The following is a 24151-nucleotide window of genomic DNA, read 5'->3' as shown; positions in this document are numbered from 1 at the left end:
TTTGTCACCCATTATCGACAATAACGAGCCTGAAAAACCGGCAGTAGTCGGCGCGCTTGCGAGCCGGATCCTTTCTGCGTTCGTGATGATACCGCTTGTCGTTGGTGCGATATATCTGGGTGGCCCTGCGTTTACGGCGATGATCGCCTTCGCCTGTATGATCATGTTGTTCGAATGGTCACGTATGGTCGAGCGACAGCCCTTCACGCATGGATTTTACGCACTCGCGATTGGCAGCGCGATTTCGCTGTTCTTTGCGGCCAGCGGTAATTATTTGATATCATTTGTGATCGCCTTTTTTGGCAGCATCGTTGCGGCGTATTTCGCGCGAAAAAACTCCGGCACAGGCGTATGGTCTGCCTTCGCCGCGATCTACATAATCCTGCCCTGTATCGCGTTAATTTGGCTTAGATTGGACCTTCCACAAGGTTTAGCGCGGACAATTGTCCTTTTCACCGTCGTTTGGGCAGCGGATACGGGGGCTTTTGTTTTCGGCAAATTCATTGGCGGACCGAAGATCAGTCACGCATTGTCGCCTACCAAAACGTGGTCAGGCATTTGCGGCGGCATCCTGTTTGGCAGTATTATAGGGGCGACCACCGGGGTCATTCTGTTCGGGCAAGATGTGATGCTGTCATATTTCCTTGTCGGAGGTGGGCTAGGAGCAGCATCGGTAATTGGTGATTTGGTGGAATCTGGGTTCAAGCGAAACTTCTCGCTCAAAGACATTTCGGGCTTCATTCCTGGCCATGGCGGTGCCCTTGATCGGTTGGACGGAATGATTTTCGCGACGACAGCCATGACGGGCGGCATGTTCGTCTATATGCTGATCGAAAAATTACAGGGATAGTCATGCGGACTACGAAAACAACTTCGGCGACGCGCCGCATCGCAATTCTTGGGTCTACCGGTTCAATCGGCGAATCCACGCTAAGCGTTCTCGACCATGCGGATGATTTAGGCGAGGCCGACTTTGAAATTGTCGCGCTGACCGCAAATACCAATGTCGAAAAGCTCGCCGAACAGGCGCGGAAATATAAGCCGGCTTTCGTTGCCGTAGCGGACGAAAGCAAAGGCGAGGAATTACGCAGCGCACTGGCGGATACCGATATCAAATGCGGTGCTGGTGCTGCGGCCGTTGAAGAAGCGGCAGAAATGGAAACCGATTGGGTGATGGCCGCAATTGTTGGGGCTGCTGGACTGCGCCCAACACTAAAAGCCGCCCAGCGCGGTGCGGACATTGCGCTCGCCAATAAAGAGTGTCTCGTCTGCGCCGGCGACGTGCTTACCGCCGCGATCTCCAAGGCTGGCGGCGCGCTATTGCCCGTTGATAGCGAGCATAACGCAATCTTTCAGGTTTTCGATTTTGACCAGCCAGAGCGTATTTCGCGCCTGATCCTGACGGCCTCCGGAGGGCCATTCAGAAGTTGGACCAAAGAGGAAATGGGGACGGCAACTCCTGCGCAAGCCGTTGCACACCCGAATTGGTCCATGGGGGCCAAAATTTCGGTCGATTCCGCAACCATGATGAATAAGGGCCTGGAGTTGATCGAAGCCGCTCATATCTTCCCGGTCTCCCACGAAAAGATCGAAATCCTTGTTCATCCCCAATCGGTCATTCACTCGATGGTCGAATATGTAGATGGGTCGGTCCTTGCGCAGCTCGGAACGCCGGATATGCGTACACCGATCGCGACAACGCTGGCATGGCCTACAAGGACGTCGAGCCCAAGCGCAAAACTCGACTTCGCGGAAGTCGCGAAATTAACCTTCGAAGCACCTGATTTAATTCGGTTTCCTTCGCTTCGCCTCGCACGTGAGGCGATCTCTGCCGGCGGCATTATGCCTGCGGCACTCAATGCGGCGAATGAGGTCGCAGTGGCTTCATTTTTAAGTGGCGGGATCAAATTCCTTGATATCGCTGCAATTTCCGAGCAGGTTTTAGATAGGTCTGTTAGGCTTAATGGTCCGGCGACTCTGAGTACACTGGAAGAGGCCATGGACGCCGATTCTCAAGCGCGCCGTATGGCGGAAGAATGCGTTGCAGCAAGAGCTGCGGCCTAACTAGGACGGAATAAGATACATGTCGCTCGCAGGGATCCCACTCGAGGCTGTGCTCGTTTTGCCTATCTCTATAATTGCGTTCCTCTTTCTGCTGATGATCATTGTATTCTTTCATGAATACGGTCACTTCTCTGTGGCGCGACTTTTGGGTGTGCGCGTTGACGTATTCTCCATCGGTTTTGGAAAGCCCATTCTTCGGTGGATGGATAAAAAGGGTACCGAATGGCGGATTTCGCTTTTGCCCTTGGGCGGTTACGTGAAATTTTTCGGCGATTTGAATGCGGCCTCTCAGGCCCCCGCCGAAGCCGCCCAAAAGCCGGTCACAACGCAATTCCCCGGGCCTAATGAAGCCAAAGAAATAGCCGGTGGGATGACTGCGGAAGAGCGTAAAGTCTGTTTCCATTTCAAACCGGTATGGCGTCGCGCCGCGATTGTTGCCGCTGGTCCAATTGCAAATTTCGTCCTCGCGGTCGTGATATTTGCCCTTTTGTTTATGACGCTGGGGCGCGGGTCTTTAGAACCCGTCGTTGGCGGCGTGTCAGAAGACAGCCCTGCGGCAATGGCCGGGTTTGAGGCTGGCGACAGAATTGTTTCCGCTGATGGGCGCAAAATCGAAAAATTCGGCGATCTATATGACACCGTTTTGGTGAGCGGCGGTAATGAAATTCGCTTCGAGGTTGAACGCGAAGGGAGCATCCAGACGATCAATGTTGCACCGCGACGCATCGAAGATATTGATCGCTATGGCAATAAGGTCAGCCGCTGGCAGCTTGGCATCGCGCCGCCTGGTGAGGAATATTACACCTATGAGAAATCCGGGCCGCTCAAGTCGATTGCAATGGGCGTTCAGGAGCTCGGCCGAATCCTTCAACTGACGATTCAGTTCCTCGGCAAGGTGATTCTCGGCAAAGAAGACGCGAGTCAGCTCGGTGGACCGGTGAAGATGGCGCAATATGCGGGACAGTCTGTAATGTCCGGCTTTGATGATTCGTCTTATCGCGAACCGCCGTCTTTTCTTGTTAAATTGCGGGCTAGTCTCGTTGATTTCATCTTTTTAGCAGCAGTTGTTTCAGTTTCTATCGGATTCCTTAATCTTCTTCCCGTTCCGGTTCTCGACGGCGGGCATCTATTGTATTACGCATACGAGGCTGTCGCAGGTCGTCCGTTAGGGGCTAGGGCGCAAGCGATCGGTTTTAAAATGGGCATCGTCATGCTGGCGTCGCTCATGATTTTTGTAACGTGGAACGACATCAACAACCTGCTTTCAACAATTAGCTAAGGCGGCGGCATGAGTTTGTATAAGTCGGGGGGCGGGGTAATGCGCACTATTTTTGGTATCGTTGCGGCGATCGCAGCGACCGTAACAGCAGGCTGGGCGCAACAGCCAGCGACACCTCAGGGACCTTCCCTGAGCGAAAATCTGTTTTCTACCGAGCCAGCACCCATCATTCAGGGCATTGCGGTTCGCGGTAATCAGCGGATTGAGGCCGAAACGGTCGGTTCCTATTTGCCGGTTCAGCCCGGTATGCCGGCGGATGAGGAGCTTCTCGATCTTTCGTTGAAAACGCTCTTCCGTACCGGTCTTTTCTCCGATGTTAAATTGGAGATGCAGCCGAATGACGTGTTGCTTATCGAAGTCGCCGAAAACCCGATCGTTAACCGGGTCATCTTTGAGGGCAATCGCCGTCTCAAAGACGACAAAATCACTGACGAAATTCAACTCGCGCCCCGGACAGTTTATACCCGCGCAAAAGTTCAATCTGATGTTCAAAGAATAATCGAGCTTTATCGCGCGAAGGGCCGGTTTGCCACGACCGTCACGCCAAAGGTGACGCCGCTTGAACAAAACCGAATTGACGTAATTTACGAGGTCGATGAAGGACCCAAAACTGGTATCGCGAAGGTCAATTTCCTCGGCAATGAGGTCTTTACGGATAATGAGCTGCGCGGCGAAATCCTCACCAAGGAAAGCCGCTGGTGGCGGTTCTTCACCAATTTTGACAACTACGATCCTGACCGATTGGAATATGAGCGCCAATTGTTGCGTGAATTCTACGGCAAAAATGGCTATGCGGATTTCTCCGTTGTCTCTGCGGTTGCGGAATTAACGCCCGACCGAAAAGACTTCTTTGTTACCTTCACAGTTGACGAAGGCCCGCTTTACGAAATCGGCGAAGTGCGCGTTAAAACCACTTTGGCGAAACTCGATGGCGATGTTCTAGCTAACTTCGTTCCGATCCGAGAAGGCCAAGTCTACAATTCAGAGCGTGTCGAAAAAGCGGTCGAAGCGCTGACTTTCGCGACAGGTTCTGCGGGCTATGCGTTCGTTGACGTAAATCCGCGCCTTACGCGGCACGCGGAAACCAACACCATCGACATAACCTTCGAAGTGAATGAAGGACCTCGTGTTTATGTTGACCGCATCAACATTAAAGGTAACACCCGAACCCTCGACAAGATTATCCGTCGTGAGGTTCGTTTGGCCGAAGGTGACGCGTTTAACCGCGTCCTAGTTGATCGCTCAAAGGCACGCATCCGTTCACTTGGATACTTCAAAGAAGTCAATATCGAAGAGAAGCCAGGATCCGCGCCTGACCGAACCCAGTTAGATGTGACTGTTGAAGAACAGTCGACCGGTTCGTTCAGTGTCGGTGTCGGTATTTCCTCAACCGAGAATTTCATTGTCGATCTCTCCGTAGAAGAACGAAATCTGATGGGGCGCGGCCAGTTCTTGCGTTTCCGTGTGCAGGCGAGCTCGCGAACACGTCAGGTCGATCTGCGTTTCACGCAGCCATACTTCCTTGACCGAAACCTTGCGGCAGGCGGGTCTATTTTCAATCAGCGTACAGATTTCCGCGAATCCGGGTTCGTCCGTGACCGGATCGGTTTTGGATTGAATGCCGGTTTCCAGGTTTCGGAATATGGCCGTGGCGGCGTCAATTATACACTGACACGCGATAGCGTCGTCATTGACAGTGTTCTGACCCAGAATATTGCCTTCGATGCAGACCCATTGACGGTTCTTTCCACTGGTGTTCTGCCGTCAGAATATACGGTGACGCCGGCGACCACTTTCGACTCGAGCGGTAATGTTGTGCCGCTAGTGGATAGTGAAGGAAATCAATTACAAACGGTTCAGTCCAATCTTTGTAATTTCGTTATTCAGGCACTGACACCGACTTGCGAATCTCGCGGCAACTTCCTGACCTCCCTTGTTGGCGTTAGTTTGTCATTCGACCATCGCGATGATCCCATCACACCGCGTCGTGGCTGGCGCGCCGGTGGCGCAGTCAGTCTTGCGGGTCTCGGCGGTGACGTGAATTACTACCAGACCGAAGTGACCGGTGCTTTTTACCACCCAATCATCGGTAACTTCATCGGTGCCCTAAAAGGTCGTGCAGGCTATATCGATGGCTATGGCGGTGATGGCGTTCGTCTTTCAGACCGTTTCTTCGAAGGGGCATCGACATTCCGGGGCTTTGAGGTTGCTGGTGTCGGTCCGCGCTTCTTAACGACAATTCAGAATGCGCAGCCGGTAGGACAGTCGATTGGCGCGAAGATGTATGCTATCGGTTCTGCTGAAATTTTACTCCCGCTACCATTACCAAAGGAATATGGCATTCGAGCCGCTTTATTCAGTGACTTCGGTACGGTCGGCATGGTCGATCCGGAAACTAAGGCATTGAATGCAAACCCGGATTTCTATCTTGATGTCGATGGTGATGGCATTGCCGAATTGGCACCAATTCAAGATGACCTATCATTGCGGGTAACGGCAGGTGTAACGGTAAGCTGGGATTCTCCCTTCGGACCGGTTAGATTTGATTTTGCAGAGATCCTGATCAAGGAAGAGTACGACCGGACTGAGGGCTTCCGATTCAGCGCGGGGACAAGCTTCTAAGGGTTAAGGGCACAAAAGGTAGAGGTACATAGAATGAAAAAACAACTGATTGCGATAACTGGCGCTATGGCGTTGACCATTGCTGCGTTTGCCGGTGGCGCATTCGTTAACAATGCGGAAGCCCAGAGTGCTCAAAAGGCACCGGTCATCCTGATTGTTGACCGCGCTATGCTGATTAGCCAGTCAAAAGCCGGGAAAACCATTCCGGATCAGGCTCAATCACTAAAAGCAAATGTCGAGAAAGAACTCGAAGCGGAAGCCGGAAAGCTCAAGAAAGAAATTGAGTCCTTCCAGAAAAATGCTTCACTAATGTCTGATGAAGTTCGGCAGAAGACTGAGCAAGACCTCGCTGTCCGCTCACAATATGGTCTGCCACAACGTGTACAGATAATGGAACAAGCGTTTTCCGCAGCTGTACAACAAGCGCAGACAAAAATTCTCGTTGAGAGCCAACCAATCCTGAAAGACATCGTCGACAAACGTGGCGCGACGATCTTGCTAGACCGGTCAGCCGTTATGTATGCGGCACCGGAAACGGACATCACGCAAGAAGTGATGGCGGCGCTCGACAAGAAATTCCCTAAAGTGGAAGTTGAGAAAGTTTCACTTGCGGAAATCGAGAAGCAGATCAAGGAAGCTCAGGCGAAAGCACAGAATTCGAAAAAGAATTAATCGCCCGCTTTTTCAATGATATTGACGGCCGGCGCATTACGCCGGCCGTTTCTATATCGCGGTATGAGTAGAAAAGAACGAGAATTTAAATTCATGCCAGATCCCCGGTTCTTCACTACGAACAAACCAATATCCGTAAAAGACGCTGTTGAACGCGTTGGGGCAAAACTCGTCAACGGATCTTCGGACGGTCAATGTTGCTATGCTGAGGAACTTTCAAAATCCGACAGTAATGACACACTGATATTTTGTGAAAAACCGGCCAAACAGGAACTCCCGAAACGCTTCGGTTTACTGTTCCTGCCACGGAATTATACCGGCGACATTCCTGCGGGCGGTGCCGTCACCTTAACACCATTCCCGCGACACGCCTTTGCGATTCTTGCGGCTGCGTTGCATGATGAAATTCCACTCAGCGAGCGTCAACGCGAATTTGATGCAAGTATTAAAGTCGACACAACTGCCATTGTTTCTAAAGACGCTAAGATAGCATCTGGCGTCAGCATTGGGCCAAATGTAACAGTCGGACCTGGTGTTGAAATTGGTGCCAATACGGTCATTGATGCCGACGCGACCATCACGCACGCACTGATCGGTGCAAATGTTCATGTGTTGCCAGGTGCCCGTATCGGGCAATCTGGCTTTGGCTTCACCCAAGGCGACTCAGGATTGGTAAAGGTCCCGCAGCTGGGCCGGGTGATTATCGGCGATGATGTGGAAATTGGTGCCAACACAACCATTGACCGCGGCGCGCTTGCCGACACCGTGATTGGTAAAGGCACCAAGATCGACAATTTGGTCCAAATCGGCCACAACGTAACACTTGGCCAATATTGTATTATTGCTGCACAAACCGGTATTTCAGGCAGTTGCACGATCGGCAATGGCGTTTTAATGGGTGGGCAGGTCGGATTGGCCGATCATTTAAATATCGGCGATGGCGCACAGATTGCAGCGGGTTCCGGATTGATGCATGACATTCCTGCGGGCGAAAAATGGGGTGGTTCCCCCGCGAAACCGGTAAAACAATGGTTGCGAGAAGTCGCGGCTCTGACACGACTTACAAAAAGAAGGAATGGTTGAAACCATGTCAAAAATTGAGCCCGGGAAAAGTGTTCTAGAAGTAGAGGAGTTGATGCAACTTCTCCCGCATCGGTACCCATTATTGCTGGTTGATCGGTTGGTTGATATTGAACCCGGTGAAGGCGCTGTGGGGATTAAGAATGTCTCTTACGGAGAACAGTTCTTTCAAGGCCATTTTCCGCAAAAGCCAGTGATGCCAGGCGTGCTGATTATTGAAGCGATGGCGCAGTCTGCTGCGGCTTATACGTCCTATACTGAAAATCTCGACACCGAAGGAAAGGTCGTCCTGTTTATGGGGGTTGATAAGGCGCGCTTCAGAAAACCTGTTATACCGGGCGATCAATTGCGTATCGCTGTAAAAACAGTCCAGCGGCGGGCTCCTGTATGGCGGTTTGAAGGCGTCGCTACCGTCGATGGTAAGCGGGTGGCCGAAGCCCAATTTTCAGCCATGCTAGCAACAGCGATATAATAGTAACAGAATGAGTGTACATAACACCGCCATCATCGACGAAGGTGCCCAAATCGGGAATGCATCAATAGGTGCTTTCTGCCATGTGGGTTCAGATGTCATTCTCCATGATGATGTCGTTCTTCAGAATAATGTTACCGTCAAAGGTGCCACCGAAATCGGTGCGCGGACGATAGTTCACCCGTTTTCAGTGCTCGGTGGGCCGCCACAGCACCTCGGATGTAATGGCGAAGGCACCCATCTGAAAATTGGTTCTGACAACATCATTCGCGAACATGTCACGATGAACCGGGGCACGATAGCTGGAGGCGGCACAACGTCGGTCGGAAACAATGGTTTCTATATGGCCGGTGCTCATGTCGCCCATGACTGTAATATTGGCAACAACGTAATCTTCGCAAATAATGCGACACTCGGCGGTCATGTCCAGGTTGGTGATTTTGCTTTTCTCGGTGGCCTTTGCGCCATTCACCAATTTTGCCGTATCGGTGATTACGCGTTTGTTGGTGGCTGCGCGGCCGTGGCCGGAGATATAATTCCGTTTGGCTCCGCTATTGGCAATCACGCTTATCTTGTTGGGTTGAATATCATTGGCCTTAAGCGACGTGGTTTTTCGCGGCAAGAAATATTCAATTTACGCGCCGCGTATCGGTTACTTTTTGATGGCGATCAGACCTTTAAAGAGCGCGTTGCAGCGGTTCGTGAGAAGCATGGCGACTGCCCCAAGGTTATAAGCATTCTTGAATTTATTGAAAAAGGCGACTCGCGCCCATTGATGACCCCTGAACGGCACTAAATGTCTCGATGGAAAAAACTTGGCGTCATTGCTGGCGGTAACGCGCTTCCACTTACCGTCGCCGCGGCAACGGCAGCACGAAACGAAGATATTTTTTTCGTCCGATTAAAGGGCTTGGCAGACCCGGAATTGGATCAATACCCGGGTGTTGATTGTGCGCTCGGCGAGGCCGGTAAAATAATTCGCTCACTGAAAGACGCGAATTGTGATGCGGTTCTACTCGCAGGAATGGTTCAGCGACCTGAGTTAAAAGATTTGAAAGTGGATTGGCGCGGGGCGGCAATTCTTCCGGGGCTATTGGCCGCCGCATCCAAAGGCGATGGCGCAATATTGGAATTCCTGGTCAAAACGCTAGAATCTGAAGGGTTTATCGTCATCGGCGTTGATGAGGCGGTTAATGATCTTTTGGCCACTGAAGGGGCTATAGGAAAAGTAACACCTGATGCGCAGAGCCTGTCGGATATCCGCAAAGCTGCAGCCGTTGTGCGCGCACTAGGTGAGTTTGACATCGGTCAAGGTGCGGTCGTCGCTAATGGTCTTGTTTTGGCGATCGAAGCCGCCGAAGGTACTGATGCGATGCTTGATCGGTGCGGCACGTTGCCGAACAATATCCAAGCTGGCGGTGTATTGGTGAAACGCCCTAAGCCGGGTCAGGAGCTTAGAGTAGACCTTCCGGTCATAGGCACAGAGACTATCCGGCGTGCTGCCGCGGTCGGTCTTTCAGGGATTGCCATTGAAGCATCGGTAGCGCTTATAGTTGACCGGCCAAAAGTGATTAAACTTGCTGATCAAGCCGGTTTATTCGTTTACGGATTTAAAGAGGTTGATTTACGCAACGCGTGACCGAAGATAAGCGCATCACCATAATGATTAGTGCCGTTGAACCATCTGCGGATGCACTAGGCGCATCTCTTATTCAGGCGCTAAAATCTCAAAACAATAATATCGAATTCGTTGGTTGCGGCGGGCCAATGATGGCTCAAGCTGGACTCGCATCTATATTTCCCATAGAGCAATTTTCAGTCATGGGGCCTGTTGATGCGCTCCGGGCGTTACCTGCGGCAATAAAGGCTGCAATGGAACTCGCAGCGGCCTGTGTAAACCATCGAGCTGATGCAGCAATCTTTATCGACAGTTGGGCGTTTTCTAAACTGGCGGCGAAACAGGTACGGAAGTTATCGCCGAGCACAGCATGCGTGAAATATGTGGCACCGCAAGTATGGGCTTCGCGCCCCAACCGAGCAAAAAGCGCGGCCTCATTGTTCGATTTAATCTTATGCCTTTTTGAATTCGAAGCCCCATATTTCGAAAAACACGGACTTCGGGCCCAATGGGTGGGGCATTCAGGTTTTCAGGAAATTGAACGCAGCCGCTACAGCGGTGCTTCATTTCGAAAGACGCACGGCCTTCCTAGTGACACGCCCTTGCTCGCCATATTACCTGGCAGTCGGCGAGGAGAAGTTGAGCGCTTGAGCGAGCCATTTGGTAAGGCGGTCGCATTAATTTCTAAAAGAGTGCCCGAGCTTCGTACGGTTGTTGTCGCTGCGCCCAACGTTTCCCGTGCCGTCTCCGATAGGGCTGTTTCATGGGCGGGAAATCCGATTATCATATCAAGGGATGAGCGGTTGGACGCCTTCGCTGCCGCTGACGCCGCGCTGGCAGCATCGGGCACCGTCGTTACTGAGCTTGCTATCCAAAAAACACCGATTGTCGTTAGCTACAAAGTTGGCCCTGTAGCCGCCGCGTGGGCGCGCCATGTAATCACCTCGCCCTATGTGTCCTTGGTAAACATTGCTGCGGGCAGGGCGGTCGTCCCCGAATTCCTACAAGAGGAGTGCATACCCGAAAAAATGGCGGATTCCGTGGCTGATTTACTCCAGAACGAAGATGCCAGAATGGGCCAGCTGGTTGCGTTTTCGAAGGTCCTACCAATGGTGACTGGAGGCTCTGAGCCGGCTGAGAATAAGGCCGCCCGGGCAGTTTTATCCCTGATTGAGGGAAAATAACGCATTCCGCTATTGAATAGAGGCGCTTGTCAGACTATTGGGTTGTGCTGGCCTAGGGGTGTAGCTCAGTTGGTAGAGCATCGGTCTCCAAAACCGAGGGCCGTGGGTTCGAGTCCCTCCGCCCCTGCCATTTTTCAGGCAATCACATTACTCTTGAAATTCAATTCAATTTGACGCGTGTCAAGCATCTGGACGATTGCTGTTATCGTATCAGCCACAGCATTCAGGCACTATACATCAATTCGAAACTATCAGTCGAATATCTATATTTCTTTACACTGATGGGTTCTCGTAAAATAAAAATTATCGAGAATTTTTGATTTGATGCCTAAGGTAGTGGGTTCCAGTTAATGAAAATCGCGGCTGTAAAATAATTTTTTCGCCTGTTCGCGAGGGTGGCGGGCACCGGCACCATAGTGCGCGTGCTGTAATTCGTACGAAATTGATTCTGACACGGGACGGGTAGGCTGGCGTGGTCTGCTACGACGCTCCTTACAAATCGGACGTTTCGCCTCATCAGCGTTGTCATGGCTCGGATCTATTTGGCCAGCTCCGTTTCGGGTATCGCCGAGGTCATCAAGCAGATAGGAATAGTCTTCTATATTTGCCGCAATGATATGGGCAACAACGCCTTCGCGCTGTAACTTACCAGTAATGCGTAACAAACGCCCCGCCATTACTTCCTTACGGAACTTCTTGAATGTTTTCGGCCAGACAATGATGTTGGCGACAGCATCCGCATCTTCAATCGTGATAAAAATAACTCCGCTAGCTGTACCGGGCCGTTGGCGGGTAATGACGAGCCCGGCAACACTCAGCCATTTACCATCGGAGGTCATGCGAAGCGATGATGCAGGTGTTACGGGTGCCAAAGCGTGCTGGAGGAGTTTAACCGGGTGTTCTCTTAAGGTAAGTCGGGTGGCTACATAGTCTTCGAAGACTTCTTCTCCGTTAGACATTTTCGGCAGATTTGTTTTTATCGCTGGCAGGCCTTCGCCGTCATTTTCGAATAAGGGGAGTGGTTTATCACCGCCAAGAGCTTTTACTTCCCATAAGGCTTGGCGGCGCGTATGCCCGTAGCTCGCAAAAGCATCAGCCCCAGCGAGGCGAGAAAGCGCGGCACGCCCTAAACCCGCCCGCCGCCAAACAGAATCAATGGAGCGGTAACCATTGCCGCGGGCTGACGCGATCCAATGACCGTCGTCTTCAGAAAAGCCTTTAATTTGCCGAAAGCCAAGTCGCACAGCCAGAGAACCATCATGGTATGGTTCCAAAACATTGTCCCAATAGCTGCGTTCGACACAAACGGGGAGAACGTTAACGCCATGCTGTCGCGCATCTCGCACGATCTGCGCCGGAGCATAAAAACCCATGGGTTGAGCGTTCAGAATTGCGCAGCAAAAAACTTCCGGGTGATGACACTTGATCCAAGACGATGCGTAGACAAGGTGCGCGAAACTCGCAGCATGACTTTCAGGGAAGCCGTAACTTGAAAACCCTTCAAGCTGCTTAAAACAATTCTCCGCAAAGTCGCGATTGTAACCGCGCGAGACGCAGCCTTCTATGAATCGATCTTTGAAATCCTCGACAGCTCCCTGCCGCCGGAAGCCGTTAAGAGCCCGGCGGAGCGCATCGGCTTCCGTCGGTGAAAAACCCGCAGCAACAATGGCAATCTGCATTGCCTGTTCCTGAAAAAGAGGGACACCATAGGTGCGCTCAAGCACCTCTTTCAGTTCTTCGGACGGATAGGTGACTGGTTCTTCGCCATTACGGCGACGCAAGAAAGGATGAACCATGTTTCCTTGAATAGGACCTGGACGGATGATAGAGACTTCGGCGATTAAATCTTCGAAGTTACGGGGGCGCATTCGCGGGAGGAAATTCATTTGCGCACGGGATTCGATTTGGAAAACACCGACCGTATCGGCTTTACAGATCATATCGTACACAGCTGAATCTTCCTGGGGGATGGTTGACAGTTCGTAGCGTTCGCCTTTCCAGACCTTCAAAAGGTCGAAGGCTTTACGAATACAAGTCAGCATACCAAGCGACAAAACATCGACTTTCAGCATGCCTAGTGCGTCAATATCGTCCTTATCCCATTCAATAACGGTACGGTCATCCATAGATGCGTTTTCAATGGGGCAAAGCTCGTCAAGGCGACCGCGCGTGATGACAAACCCGCCGACATGTTGCGACAGATGGCGCGGGAAGCCAATAATTTCTTTGGCAAGTTCCAACGCTTGACGCAAGCGTCTGTCTTTGAGGTCAAGGCCGACAGCTCTGGCGCGTGCGGCCCCAAGCCCGGAGTTGGAGGTCCCCCAAACTTGACTTGCAAGAGCGGCGACAGCATCCTCAGATAGCCCCATCGCTTTACCGACTTCTCGGATCGCCCGGCGTGATCGATAATGAACGACCGTAGAGCAGAGCCCCGCGCGATGGCGGCCATATTTTTCGTAAATATGCTGGATCACTTCTTCTCGCCGTTCGTGTTCGAAATCGACATCAATGTCAGGGGGCTCATTACGTGCTTCGGAAATAAAGCGTTCGAACACCATTGTGATAGTTTCGGGCGAGGCTTCAGTCACGCCGAGGGCGTAGCAGACTACAGAATTAGCGGCGCTACCACGGCCTTGACAGAGAATGCCTTTATCCCGAGCGAATTCGACAATGTCATGAACCGTCAAAAAGTACCGCGCATAATCGAGGGTCTTGATAAGCCTTAACTCCTTCTCGACCATAGCTTGGACTTTCAAGGGAGTTCCATCTGGGTAACGCCTTATCAGCCCCTTTTCAGTAAGGTGACGCAGACGCTCGTCGGGGTCACGGCCGTCAGTAATTTCGTCTGGATATTCATAGCGAAGCTCATCAAGACAGAATTTACATTGTTCGGCGATTGCCTGTGCATTCGTGATGGCACCTGAATAGCTCTTGAACAGCCGGCGCATTTCGAATTCTGATTTGAGACGGCGTTCAGCATTCGGCAATGCTACGCGACCCAGCTTGTCGATGGTGGTTTTCTCTCGGATGCAGGAAAGGATATCCGCAAGCCTAATACGCTTTGCCTCGTGCATGATCACATCACCTAAAGCGACGAGGCGAAGCCCTGCAGTTTCAGCTTGTTTTGCACGTTCGGAAAACCGTTCCTCGTCACAACCGTCATAACAGGGGGGTAGACCAACAAATACGTCATCACCAAAAGCATCATTTAATGTCAAAAGAATGCTAGGAAATTCCGGCCCGTATAAAGCAACCAAAACTGAGCCTTCACCCCACTGGAGAACATCTTCAAGGTCTAGACTACATTCGCCTTTAACTGTGCGTCGCTTGCCGATTGTAAGCAAACGCGAAAGGCGACCGAACGCCTCACGATCTTTAGGGTATGCAAGAAGTTCAGTTTCGTCATTTAGAACAAGACGAACACCAACAATATAAGGGATATTCAACTCTTTAGCCGCAGTATAACCTCGCACAATCCCAGCAAATGTATTCTTGTCGGTGATTGAAATTCCACCCAAACCCAGTTCAGCAGCCTTCCGGACTAATTCTTCAGCATGGCTTGCTCCCGTCAGAAACGTGAAATTACTCGTTGTGTAAAGCTCGACATAACTCATGGAAATCGTCCTGCCACAAACCATTTACCGTTTTTGTCACCAGGATATGTTAGAAGCCAAAAACGTGGACCGTTCTTTGTTTCTACCGTCCAATAATCGCGTGTCCGCTGATCGCTGTCGCGCCACCATTCGGCGGTAATGCGCGTTGGGCCTTTCACAGATTTGATTTCATAGGCGTTACGTCGCCACTCAAATTGCCTCGGTGGTCGGCCAGGCTTCAACGAGACCAGACGCTCAGGTATTTTATAAAGTCGAAGTGGGCGTCTAGCTGGTGCATATTTCCAAGGCCGATCAAATTTGTTGTCGGCCGCTTCGACGCTGCCGAATTCACGCTCGGGTAAGTGAGAGTCGTTTGCGACAAATTGCGTAACATGGTCAAAGCCGATCCGATTCCCCAAGGTTGAAATGAGGCGCGCACGCGCATCAGCTTCTTGTGAGGAATCATTAAAGTTTACCTGACGCGGACGAATAGGTTCGATATGCTCCGCAATAAGGCGCAACCAGTCAGCCCCGTATTCAATTTTGAGCATGCTTAGAGGGTGACGGAACTGCTGCAGCACTGGGCCAGTCTCAAAACAGGGTACAGCAAAGCCGATGGAAGTAATGCGATCACCACTGTCGACGCAGCGCATCGTTAAAACAAACCTCCTAGCGCCTTTCTGATCCTTTTTTAGCCGTCCACAAACGGATTCTGCTAGGCGATTAAGAGCCGCTTCGATATCTGATAACAGCCCGATCGGTTCCGGTAGTGTTATGCGCGCCGCGTAAACCGAGTCTGCCGCAGTAGGGGGGATTGGGTCAGGAGTAACCCCAACGGCAGCACTGAGTGCTTTGGTTAACTCTAACCCAAAGCGGCGGGCCAATTCTGAAGATTTTACGTTATACAGCTGGCCGATGACTCTAAATCCTGCACGGGAGAGTTCACTACCTATCTTATGGTCGATGCCAAGCCCCTCAATAGGAAGTGTTCTAAGAGCATCACCAGTTTTACCAGCAGGTGCTATGGCAACTGAGTTTTCGCCATAGCGGGCGAGGCAGCGAGCGGCAATTTTTGTGTCAGCAATTCCAATCCGCGCATAGATATTCATGTCACTCAGGAGTGCGCGCACGTGGTCGCCCATGGCTCCCTCGCCACCAAAAAGATGGGCGCAGCCTATAATATCTAAAAGAAGCCCATCTGGCGGATCTATTGCAACTCGCGGAGACAGGCGATCAGCCCAGCGCGATAGCGCACGCAAGAGCCCGGCTTCCCGCATAGTATCAGTTTGCTCAGTCAAAAGGTCAGGACAAATGGCGCGAGCATCGGGTAGGGAAAGGCCTTCTCTAACGCCCGCTTTACGCGCATGAGCATTAAGATGTGTTACGCGCCAGGCGTTTTTGGCCTCGCTAATGATCGCGAAGGGCCCTTCGTTCCGCGAGTCGCCAAGCCGCACACGCCGATCAAGCGGTAGTTGTGGCAGCCATAAGGACAAGATCCGACGCATACTTTAACTCATCGTGGTCTGCTACATCGACGCGCCACACACCGCCCAGACCGTTCTTGTTTTTGATCATTTCCCACACCCATTTAGCGTCGCGCTTGCTTGACGCTTTACAAAACCATCGCGTTTGTGTGGCGGAGGTTTGCGCGCGACCAGCGACAAGAATAATCCCCAGGACACCACCTTCTTCTGCTGCCAACTGTAAGCGCCGGCTCTCTTTAAGTGAGGGGCCATCCCAAAGCTCTACAACTACGGCACCAATTCCACCCATGCGTAGAGCTTGCTCGGTTGCCCAAAGGCTTTCAGCGCGGGACACACAAGCGACCGAAATAATTCGTGTAGGATCAATTATACTTTGAGCACCTGTTGGCGAGAAGCTGGCGTTATTCGCTTGGTCAGCAATCCAGACCACAGGCCCGCTAGTGCGTGATGCAGCGAAGAGCGCAAAGACGTCAGCGGAACTCCCCATAACCTCGTGTATTCGACATGGATGGAGTACAGCCTTGTCGCCTAAGGCAATTAATCCCTGAACGTTCGGGTAAATTTCCCTGCTTACACTGCTAATAGCAAATTTTCTGGTTGGCACTTCCTCCATAATGTTCCTATTTTGTTCTCATTACCAAAAAAGAGTCAAGCCTTTTATTCTCCCCAATCATTGAGATTAGGGAGAAAGAGAAATGCGACGTCTCGTTACCTCAGAGACGAATTACCTTGAGCCGTGCTGCCTCACGTGGATTGCAGACTGTCAGATATATTGATCGTCCTTTGAGTAATGTTTTGATTGGATGATTTCAAAACTGAAGTCGGCGTCTCATCCAGCGCAGCTTTCCGGTCTCGTTCTGAAAGCTCTTTTCTAATCTGATCATGCGCCTCTCTCGAAATTGGGTACCCTCTAAAAACAAGAAGCGTCACCGTACCAATCACCAGCAATAACAACACTGCAACAAAACCCAAACGCAATGTTACTTCCGTTGGCACAGCAGCCGGATCTGAACGGGCCTCAAGCCCGATTAACGATAGGATGAGCCCGGCCAATTGCGCCGCGATTCCCATTGAAAACTTGGTTGTGAAACTAATGGCACCGAATAAAATACCTTCATTCCGCATGCCCGTGCGTAAATCATGATCATCGGCGATATCCGCTATCATAGAGCCGCCAACCACAGGGGGAGCGGCGGCGAATAAACTAGCTACGATTGTACCGCCAAACACAAAAACTAAGTAGCTTTTCGTACCTTGAGTTGGAGTTAGCGAGAAAACATGCATCAGAACCATTGCCGAGAGCACGCCACCATAGCCGCAAACGCTGAGCATGAATCCGCGCTTTTTTCCGATGTATTTGATTATTAGAGGCCAAAAGGGCGTACCGGCTAGCATCGTAAGCGTAGCAATCGTAGGCAACAAAAAGACCAAAGACTTCTCAAGTCGCCAAAAATAGGTTCCCATGTAAATTTCTAGTGTTCGCATCAGGATTATGCCGATCACCCACACAAAATAACCAGCAAGACAATGTCGAAATGCCGCTCCCTTTGAAATACTTCTAATGTCAGAAATTGTTGTGCGGACCAACACCCCTGAAGCGGCTGTGTTTGGTTTAGGCAGCGTCGGAATTGCGCTGTGTGTGCCTAAGGCAGAGAATATTATCATTATACTGATCGCTCCTCCAAGAACGATTCCGTATAACGGATACTTCTCTGGATTTAACTGGCCGACAGGGTAAAGGTCAGTGGACGCAAAAAAACATAACCCCAAAGCGAATACCAGCGTTGACCCGACATATCCAAAAAAGGCTCTATAGGCGACAATATTTGTTCGCTCGTCATGGTCAGAGGATAATTCCGCACCCAGAGCGTAATGGGGAACAACAAACAATGTCATAAAATTTCGTGCTAGCACCACCCAGAAGACTAACCACGCAAATAATTGCCATTGAACGAGCCTGTCTGGTGGCAAAAAAAGCAATATAAAACTGAATCCGAACGGAACCGCAGAAGCATACATGAATGGATGCCGACGCCCCCATTTGTGCTTCAACGAATCCGACCATGACCCAATCAAGGCGTCACTAAAACCATCGGTTACTACACCGATTAACAAAGCCAAGCCGGTAAGTGCTGGATCTAAGCCTAAAACCTGACTGTAATAGAAGAATAAAACTGACGTCAGCGCCCCGGTTTTAATTCCTTCGGCACCTTGCCCGAAACCAAACCAGAACTTTGTCCAAAACCCGACTTTTGTGGGTGGCATATCCTCTCCTGTATTATTATTGATTTATATAATAACGATTTTGCGCAAAACTGAACAGTCTTAACGATGCTGTTCCTCAAAAACCATTATCCTCACTAATCCTATATTTATACTGGCGTTAGATAGGTTTTCCAACACTTCGCAATTGCAAAAAGAGAGCACAGATATATCGACTCAAATAATCCGTTGACCGATTATAGATTTTCATTTATATAAAGATTTATATAACAAGACGCAAAAACGCGTAGGCTGACATGTAGCCACTATGGGAGGGAAGAGATGCCCGCATATGCCAGAATCGGCAGCGCGGAAACGATAGCGCTGTGCAAAAAATCAACCGGGCGACGCGACGGAAAGAAATTTCAAGCGATATTTTCCTTACTCCACCCAATAGAGCATTCCGTTTCCTTGCTTGAAGTAGGTATTAGGGGAAGCGAATGTCTTCATTAGCCCATTCCGTTGCAATCGTAACAGCCGGAGCCGCGGGAATTGGTCAGTCTACTGTACTTAAACTAGTTGACCGGGGATATGCTGTTGTTGCCGCAGATGTTGATGAGATCGGTTTAACGGAGACACGCCGATTAGCGAGCAACAAAGAACATTTGCAAATTATCAAATCTGACGTCACGACCGAGAGTGGTGCAAAAGAGATAGTTCAGTTCGCAAAATCGAAATTTGGTGGCGTTCATGCATTAGCAAATGTTGTAGGGGGCAGTCGGCCTGGCTTGACCACACCAGAGATTGACCTTGATGACTGGGAACATTGGGTCAATTTGAACCTCACTTCTGCGTTTCTTATGTGCCGCGCCGCAATTCCGGAAATGGAATCTGCAGGTCGTGGTGTGATCATCAATGTATCATCCGGGGCAGGCGTAACCGGAATGGCAAAGAATCCAGCATATGTTGCTGCGAAAGGCGGCCTTATTGCGTTTACGAAAGCCCTCGCAATCGATCATTCATCGCGTGGGATCCGCTGCAACGCCATTGCGCCCGGCCCAATCATGACGCCCCTGATGCGTCGAAATCGCAGCGAACAAGAAATCGAATTTCTGGCAGGAATTACCCTCACGGGCCGTGTTGGAGAACCTGCAGATATTGCATCGACGATAGCATTTCTCGTTAGCGATGATGCCTCATTCATTAATGGCGAACTGATCAATGTCACCGGCGGCATACGCGGTCCGGTGTAAGCGATAACAGGAAATATAATAAATGCTGGCTGACATTTACAAAACTTGGCGAGAAAAAACCCCGCTATGGGAACGGGGCCGGGAAACTGACTCCGAGCGCACGAACCACCTCTGGAACAAGCAACGTATTCGAGATCTTGTCAACGAATACGCCTTTGCTTGCGATAGCCGGTCATGGGATGTGCTCAGAAAAATATATCACGAAGATATCGAGCGGATCATGAAGGGCACGCTCGACGAATATGTTAAGGGGCGCGATGCGCTTATTGCCCTCCACGAAAAGCCAGCGCTACCGCGCAAAAAGGGTTCTCAGTTTGAGCATCGTGATTTTACAAAAATAAAAAATCTAGAGATACGCCATTTAATTGGCACGCTCATGACTCGCATCAGCGACGATGACCAAAAAGCGTGGGCTTTATGTCACTATCAAATGGCGCTCGTGGGGGAAGAAAACGAAGAATGGGAACACGGACTACACGAAGGAACTTATCTCTTTAGCTTTATTAATAACGGCGATGATTGGCAATTTATTCAACACCTGATTTGGACCAATAATGCTGCAAACCCCATGTTTGGGAAACGTGCAGAAAAATGACCGCGTTCCGTGATCGAATAGCGTTGGTTACAGGAGCCGGGCAGGGCATCGGAAAAGCGACTGCTCGAATACTCGCCTCAGGTGGCGCAGATCTCGCGCTCAATGATATAAATCCAAAAACGTTACGTGAGACCAAAGCGGAATTAGAAAAAATTGGAGCACATGTAACGTCGCACGAAGGTAGCGTCACCGATGAAAACTTTGTCACGGATATGATTGACGATGTAACGCGCAAGCATGGGCGAATTGACCTACTTCTAAATAATGCCGGCGGAGGGCCCGCTAATATACCGTGGCAGGGCTTTAGCGAATGTGACTTTTCCCATTTCCGCGAAATCTTTGAATTGAATTTTTTCAGTCAAGCCATGGTCCTTCATAAGGTTTTACCTGGAATGATTGAGCGCGGTTACGGGAAAGTCGTTTGTATTAGCTCTATTTCCGCAGTCTTGGGGCAGGAATATGGCTGTGCTTATGCCTCCGGGAAACTCGCATTACACGCACTGGTTAGCTCCGTGAGTAAGGAAGCGGCGAGATTCGGCGTCAATATAAATGCCGCGATCTTAGGTAACCCACCACACCATACCCGTACGGACGAACGGCAAAATTATTTAGACCAGCTGTCGCATTTAAACCGCGTCGGCGATCTCGAAGAATTCGGAAGCGCATTAGCATTTTTATTGTCCGACGATGCCTCATACATCACCGGCGCTGCAATTCCGATTGATGGCGGCCTGACCAATCCAAGAATGAATGAATAAGGGCTGATTTTTTAGGGAGTGAAAGAGGGGTAATTTAATGAAACAGGTTAGTTTTTTACTTACATCAGTTTGCATGCTTGCGTTGGCGAGCGGTGCACCAGCGCAAAGTAAGGAAATTGTTGAGGAAGAGAAAGCGTCAGCATTAGATACGATATATGTAACGGCGCGCAGAAAAGAAGAAAATCTACAGGCCATTCCATTATCGGTTCAAAGCTTTGATGGCGAGACGCTAAGCCGTCGAAATGTTGATAATGCAACGGACCTTACAAAAATTGTACCGGCCCTGACATCCGCGCAAAGTAGTCGTGATGAAGAGAATTACGTTATGCGGGGGCAATCTGGTTCTGGCGCGTCTATCACTGGTCAACAGGTAACCGTCGCCGCGTATTTTTCCGAAGTCCCGCTGCCAATCGGCGATGGGGGTGGCGCTGGGCGTTATTTTGATCTTGAGAATGTTCAGGTTTTGAAAGGTCCGCAAGGCACGCTCTTCGGCCGTAACGCAACTGGTGGTGCCGTTCTATTCCAGCCACGATTACCCGGCGACGAATATGGCGGATATCTTCAGGCTGAATACGGAAATTATGATCATATGGCGATTGAAGGCGCGATCGACCTTCCGTTTTCCGACATTTTTAAGTTGCGTGTTTCAGGACGTGCACATCAACGTAATGGATTTACCGAAAATGCAACGGTCGGCGGCACTCAAGACAATCGAGAATATTGGGCCGGACGTGTATCTGCCATTTTCACACCGCATGAGAAAATAAATAACACACTGGTTTTTGATATTCTCGATCGTGACAATAATGGAAGCTCCAACCATATAACTTTGGTGAATTCCAATGCAGGCATTCCGCGTGCACTCGGTGGTGCGGTGGAAGCAGCTCTCGACGCAAAAATTGCCGCAGGGCCTTACGTTTCGCTGACAGATTCGCCAACGGTGAATATCCTCAAATCATGGGGCATCGCGAATAAAACTGAATTCGAAATTGCTGATAACCTTACACTGAAAAATATATTTGGCTTTCGCAGGCTACGGCAGATAAACCGGTGGGACTTTGACGGATCAAGCCTGCCACTACTACACTTCGACACCTGCGCAACCGAAGCTTTGTGTAATACGATGGCCACAGGCGAACCTTGGGGAATCAGTATTCGTCAGATTACCGAAGAGTTGCAACTTACCGGTACGTTACTCGACGACCGATTGGATTTTACAATCGGCGGTTTCTATCTGACAACGAAATCGCCTGACGCCAATTACATCCACCGGTCGATTGGGGTCTTCGGCCTTAACACCGATATCAATCAGTTTATCGATGACACCAGTAAGGCCGTCTATGGCCAGGCGACATTAGATCTTTCTGACTGGTTGCTTGATGGCCTTAAGGCAACGGCGGGTTATCGATATTCCGATGATGAGCGCAGCGTTGAAATATCGCAAGTAGACAATGGTCGCTGTACTACAGGTGACGTTGGTGCTCCCGCGCCAGATCCGTCGACGTCGTTTAATTGCCTGCAGAGCGTATCAGCACCAGCAACGAGTGATAGCTATACCTTTGGTCTGGATTATCATGTTACGGACGACGTAATGGTCTATGCGACCCATCGGCGGAGCTATCGCGCCGGTGGATACAACCCGCTAGCCGGGCCTGCGCTGACAGCCATGCCGCCAATTCCAAATGCCGCGGGTTTATTTGCCTACGCACCAGAAATTGTTACGGACTGGGAAATTGGTTTGAAAGGCGACTGGTCATTAGGTGGTATGGACGTACGTACCAACATCGCGCTTTATACATCGAACCTAGATGATGCTCAGCTCAACCAAACATTTACGGGTGGCGGCGGTGTCACGGTCAGTGCCGTGACAAATGCAGCGACGGCCGAAGTTCGTGGTGTGGATGTTGACGCTATTTTCGTGCCGAACGAATTTATTGAAGTTATAGCCGGTTGGTCACATACAGATGCTGAATATGGCCAATTTGAAGATTACACACGGCGAGATCCGGTTACTGGAGAACCCTCGCTTCAGTCTGGTCGAATATTCCCATTTACACCCAAAAATAAAGTCAATGTTGCGCTTATATTGAACGCACCATTGGACGATAGTCTAGGGGATCTATCGGCCTCATTAAACTGGGCACATAAATCAAGCATGATCTTGGGCCTTGTTCCCTTCATAACATTGCCAGATGGTTCAAATGTTTTCGACGGCGAAAGCTCGCAAGGAGCGTCAAATACGCTTGATCTCGATGTAAGCTGGGCCAATGTAGGTGGAAGCTCAGTAGACGCGAATTTCTTCGTCACAAATCTAACGGACACCACCTATAAAATTGCTGGTGCCTCCCTCGTAAACTCGGGGTTAGGCTTTAATCAGCGGATCTATAATGAGCCGAGAATGTATGGCTTCCGTCTAAGATATAACTTTGGCGGGTAAATAATACGATCAAAGCGAGGCAAACTTTCGTCTCGCTTTGATCTTCTAAAAACCGAAGCCTTTTAGTCGAGCTATCTAGAATTCAGATCAGAAACATATTTGAAATTTTGTAGCTTTAAAATGGTCCGCAGAATGAGAATAGCTCGAGCAATGATCGATTGCTCGAGCTTTTTCATGAAATTCCTACAGGAATAGAATATTCCTATTTAGCTTTTTTCCATTCATATTTTTGGAAAGGTTTATCGACTGCTGTCTTCGCAAGGTGATTTGTATAGTTAGACATAATCTTCTGTCCGTAGCCTAAGACCACCTCAAGGATATGACGTTTTGTAAAGCCTGCATCGAGAAACTTTTGAATTTTTGCTTCATCAACGAACCCGCGGTCACGAACGACACTTAGTGTGAAATCGCGAAGCGCTTCGAGGCGCGCATTTGGCAATGGCGTCTCGTTGCGCAGGGCTTCAGAAATTGCGCTATCAACACCCATGCTGTTCGCAATCGCTGTGTGTGCCGGAACACAATAGTGACACTCGTTTTCAACGTTAATGGTCTGCCAAACAACGGTTTGTTCGTCATTGTCAAAACTGGATTTTGTGAAACGATCGTGCACGACCTGATAGGATTCCAGAAGTCCTGGTGCTTCAGCCATAACGGCGTGCAAGCCAGGGATCATCCCAAATGCTGCAATTGAGTTTTGTAAAAGAGGTTTGCTTTCTTCGGGGGCATTGTTTTCGTCATAGAGCGTGAATTCGGTCATGGGTTCTCTCCAATCTTTTCAGTGGCGCGGCTCAATCCGCGATCTGAGAAATAGGGCTCTTGAGCGGTCACTCAAGAGATT

Annotated in this window: 19 protein-coding genes and 1 tRNA gene; 15 read left to right on the top strand and 5 right to left on the bottom strand. The window is 50.2% G+C overall.

Features of this window, described 5'->3' with window-relative positions; genetic code table 11:
* Window position 1 precedes the first annotated feature (1 nt).
* The 11 genes from ABFZ83_RS04500 to ABFZ83_RS04450 all read left to right on the top strand — a co-directional run bounded on the left by ABFZ83_RS04500 (window position 2) and on the right by ABFZ83_RS04450 (window position 11121).
* Window positions 2–850, top strand: coding sequence for a phosphatidate cytidylyltransferase (locus ABFZ83_RS04500; RefSeq protein WP_411818234.1), 849 nt, complete (start codon window positions 2–4; stop codon window positions 848–850).
* A gap of 2 nt (window positions 851–852) precedes the next feature.
* The gene (locus ABFZ83_RS04495; protein WP_411818233.1) at window positions 853–2064 is read left to right on the top strand and encodes a 1-deoxy-D-xylulose-5-phosphate reductoisomerase; all 1212 of its coding nucleotides are present in this window, start codon (window positions 853–855) and stop codon (window positions 2062–2064) included.
* 19 nt (window positions 2065–2083) lie between these two features.
* A complete protein-coding gene (locus tag ABFZ83_RS04490) occupies window positions 2084–3343 on the top strand; it encodes a M50 family metallopeptidase (protein WP_411818232.1) in 1260 nt (419 codons plus the stop codon).
* A gap of 39 nt (window positions 3344–3382) precedes the next feature.
* A complete protein-coding gene (gene bamA, locus ABFZ83_RS04485) occupies window positions 3383–5965 on the top strand; it encodes an outer membrane protein assembly factor BamA (RefSeq protein WP_411818231.1) in 2583 nt (860 codons plus the stop codon).
* Between the two features lie 33 nt (window positions 5966–5998).
* On the top strand, window positions 5999–6637 hold the full coding sequence (locus ABFZ83_RS04480; RefSeq protein WP_411818230.1) for an OmpH family outer membrane protein: 639 nt from the start codon (window positions 5999–6001) through the stop codon (window positions 6635–6637).
* A 93-nt stretch (window positions 6638–6730) separates the two neighbouring features.
* The gene (lpxD, locus tag ABFZ83_RS04475) at window positions 6731–7720 is read left to right on the top strand and encodes a UDP-3-O-(3-hydroxymyristoyl)glucosamine N-acyltransferase (protein WP_411818229.1); all 990 of its coding nucleotides are present in this window, start codon (window positions 6731–6733) and stop codon (window positions 7718–7720) included.
* A gap of 4 nt (window positions 7721–7724) precedes the next feature.
* A complete protein-coding gene (fabZ, locus tag ABFZ83_RS04470) occupies window positions 7725–8189 on the top strand; it encodes a 3-hydroxyacyl-ACP dehydratase FabZ (RefSeq protein ID WP_411818228.1) in 465 nt (154 codons plus the stop codon).
* A 10-nt stretch (window positions 8190–8199) separates the two neighbouring features.
* The gene (gene lpxA, locus ABFZ83_RS04465; protein WP_411818227.1) at window positions 8200–8985 is read left to right on the top strand and encodes an acyl-ACP--UDP-N-acetylglucosamine O-acyltransferase; all 786 of its coding nucleotides are present in this window, start codon (window positions 8200–8202) and stop codon (window positions 8983–8985) included.
* Entirely contained in the window at window positions 8986–9828 is an 843-nt protein-coding gene (locus ABFZ83_RS04460; protein ID WP_411818226.1) for an LpxI family protein, read from the top strand.
* Entirely contained in the window at window positions 9825–10991 is a 1167-nt protein-coding gene (gene lpxB, locus ABFZ83_RS04455) for a lipid-A-disaccharide synthase (protein ID WP_411818225.1), read from the top strand. Before ABFZ83_RS04460 ends, lpxB begins: the two co-directional genes overlap by 4 nt.
* 54 nt (window positions 10992–11045) lie before the next feature.
* Window positions 11046–11121: transfer RNA gene (locus ABFZ83_RS04450), tRNA-Trp, on the top strand.
* 217 nt (window positions 11122–11338) lie between these two features.
* Here the strand turns inward: ABFZ83_RS04450 and ABFZ83_RS04445 are convergent.
* The 4 genes from ABFZ83_RS04445 to ABFZ83_RS04430 form a co-directional block, all read right to left on the bottom strand.
* Window positions 11339–14605, bottom strand: coding sequence for an error-prone DNA polymerase (locus ABFZ83_RS04445; RefSeq protein ID WP_411818224.1), 3267 nt, complete (start codon window positions 14603–14605; stop codon window positions 11339–11341).
* Complete coding sequence (locus ABFZ83_RS04440; protein ID WP_411818223.1) at window positions 14602–16089, bottom strand: DUF6504 family protein; 1488 nt, start codon at window positions 16087–16089, stop codon at window positions 14602–14604. Before ABFZ83_RS04440 ends, ABFZ83_RS04445 begins: the two co-directional genes overlap by 4 nt.
* A complete protein-coding gene (locus ABFZ83_RS04435) occupies window positions 16046–16555 on the bottom strand; it encodes an ImuA family protein (protein WP_411818222.1) in 510 nt (169 codons plus the stop codon). The genes ABFZ83_RS04440 and ABFZ83_RS04435 overlap by 44 nt, the downstream gene beginning before the upstream one ends.
* Before the next feature lie 257 nt (window positions 16556–16812).
* Window positions 16813–18333, bottom strand: coding sequence for an MFS transporter (locus tag ABFZ83_RS04430; protein ID WP_411818221.1), 1521 nt, complete (start codon window positions 18331–18333; stop codon window positions 16813–16815).
* A 437-nt stretch (window positions 18334–18770) separates the two neighbouring features.
* Here ABFZ83_RS04430 and ABFZ83_RS04425 point away from each other — a divergent pair, with 437 nt between their 5' ends.
* The 4 genes from ABFZ83_RS04425 to ABFZ83_RS04410 are packed head-to-tail and all read left to right on the top strand — an operon-like array spanning window position 18771 to window position 23313.
* Window positions 18771–19523: an SDR family NAD(P)-dependent oxidoreductase gene (locus ABFZ83_RS04425; RefSeq protein ID WP_411818220.1), complete on the top strand. Its 753-nt coding sequence runs from the start codon at window positions 18771–18773 to the stop codon at window positions 19521–19523.
* Window positions 19524–19545: 22 nt separating this feature from the next.
* On the top strand, window positions 19546–20118 hold the full coding sequence (locus tag ABFZ83_RS04420) for a nuclear transport factor 2 family protein (RefSeq protein WP_411818219.1): 573 nt from the start codon (window positions 19546–19548) through the stop codon (window positions 20116–20118).
* Window positions 20115–20876, top strand: coding sequence for an SDR family NAD(P)-dependent oxidoreductase (locus ABFZ83_RS04415; RefSeq protein ID WP_411818218.1), 762 nt, complete (start codon window positions 20115–20117; stop codon window positions 20874–20876). The genes ABFZ83_RS04420 and ABFZ83_RS04415 overlap by 4 nt, the downstream gene beginning before the upstream one ends.
* A gap of 37 nt (window positions 20877–20913) precedes the next feature.
* The gene (locus ABFZ83_RS04410; RefSeq protein WP_411818217.1) at window positions 20914–23313 is read left to right on the top strand and encodes a TonB-dependent receptor; all 2400 of its coding nucleotides are present in this window, start codon (window positions 20914–20916) and stop codon (window positions 23311–23313) included.
* A 202-nt stretch (window positions 23314–23515) separates the two neighbouring features.
* Here the strand turns inward: ABFZ83_RS04410 and ABFZ83_RS04405 are convergent, their stop codons facing one another.
* Entirely contained in the window at window positions 23516–24070 is a 555-nt protein-coding gene (locus ABFZ83_RS04405) for a carboxymuconolactone decarboxylase family protein (protein WP_411818216.1), read from the bottom strand.
* Window positions 24071–24151 lie beyond the last annotated feature (81 nt).

This window comes from Hyphococcus formosus (assembly GCF_046736345.1).
GTDB classification, from domain to species: Bacteria; Pseudomonadota; Alphaproteobacteria; order Caulobacterales; family Parvularculaceae; genus Hyphococcus; species Hyphococcus formosus.
Note: the sequence above shows the minus strand (reverse complement) of the source record. Positions and strands in the feature narration are given on the sequence as shown.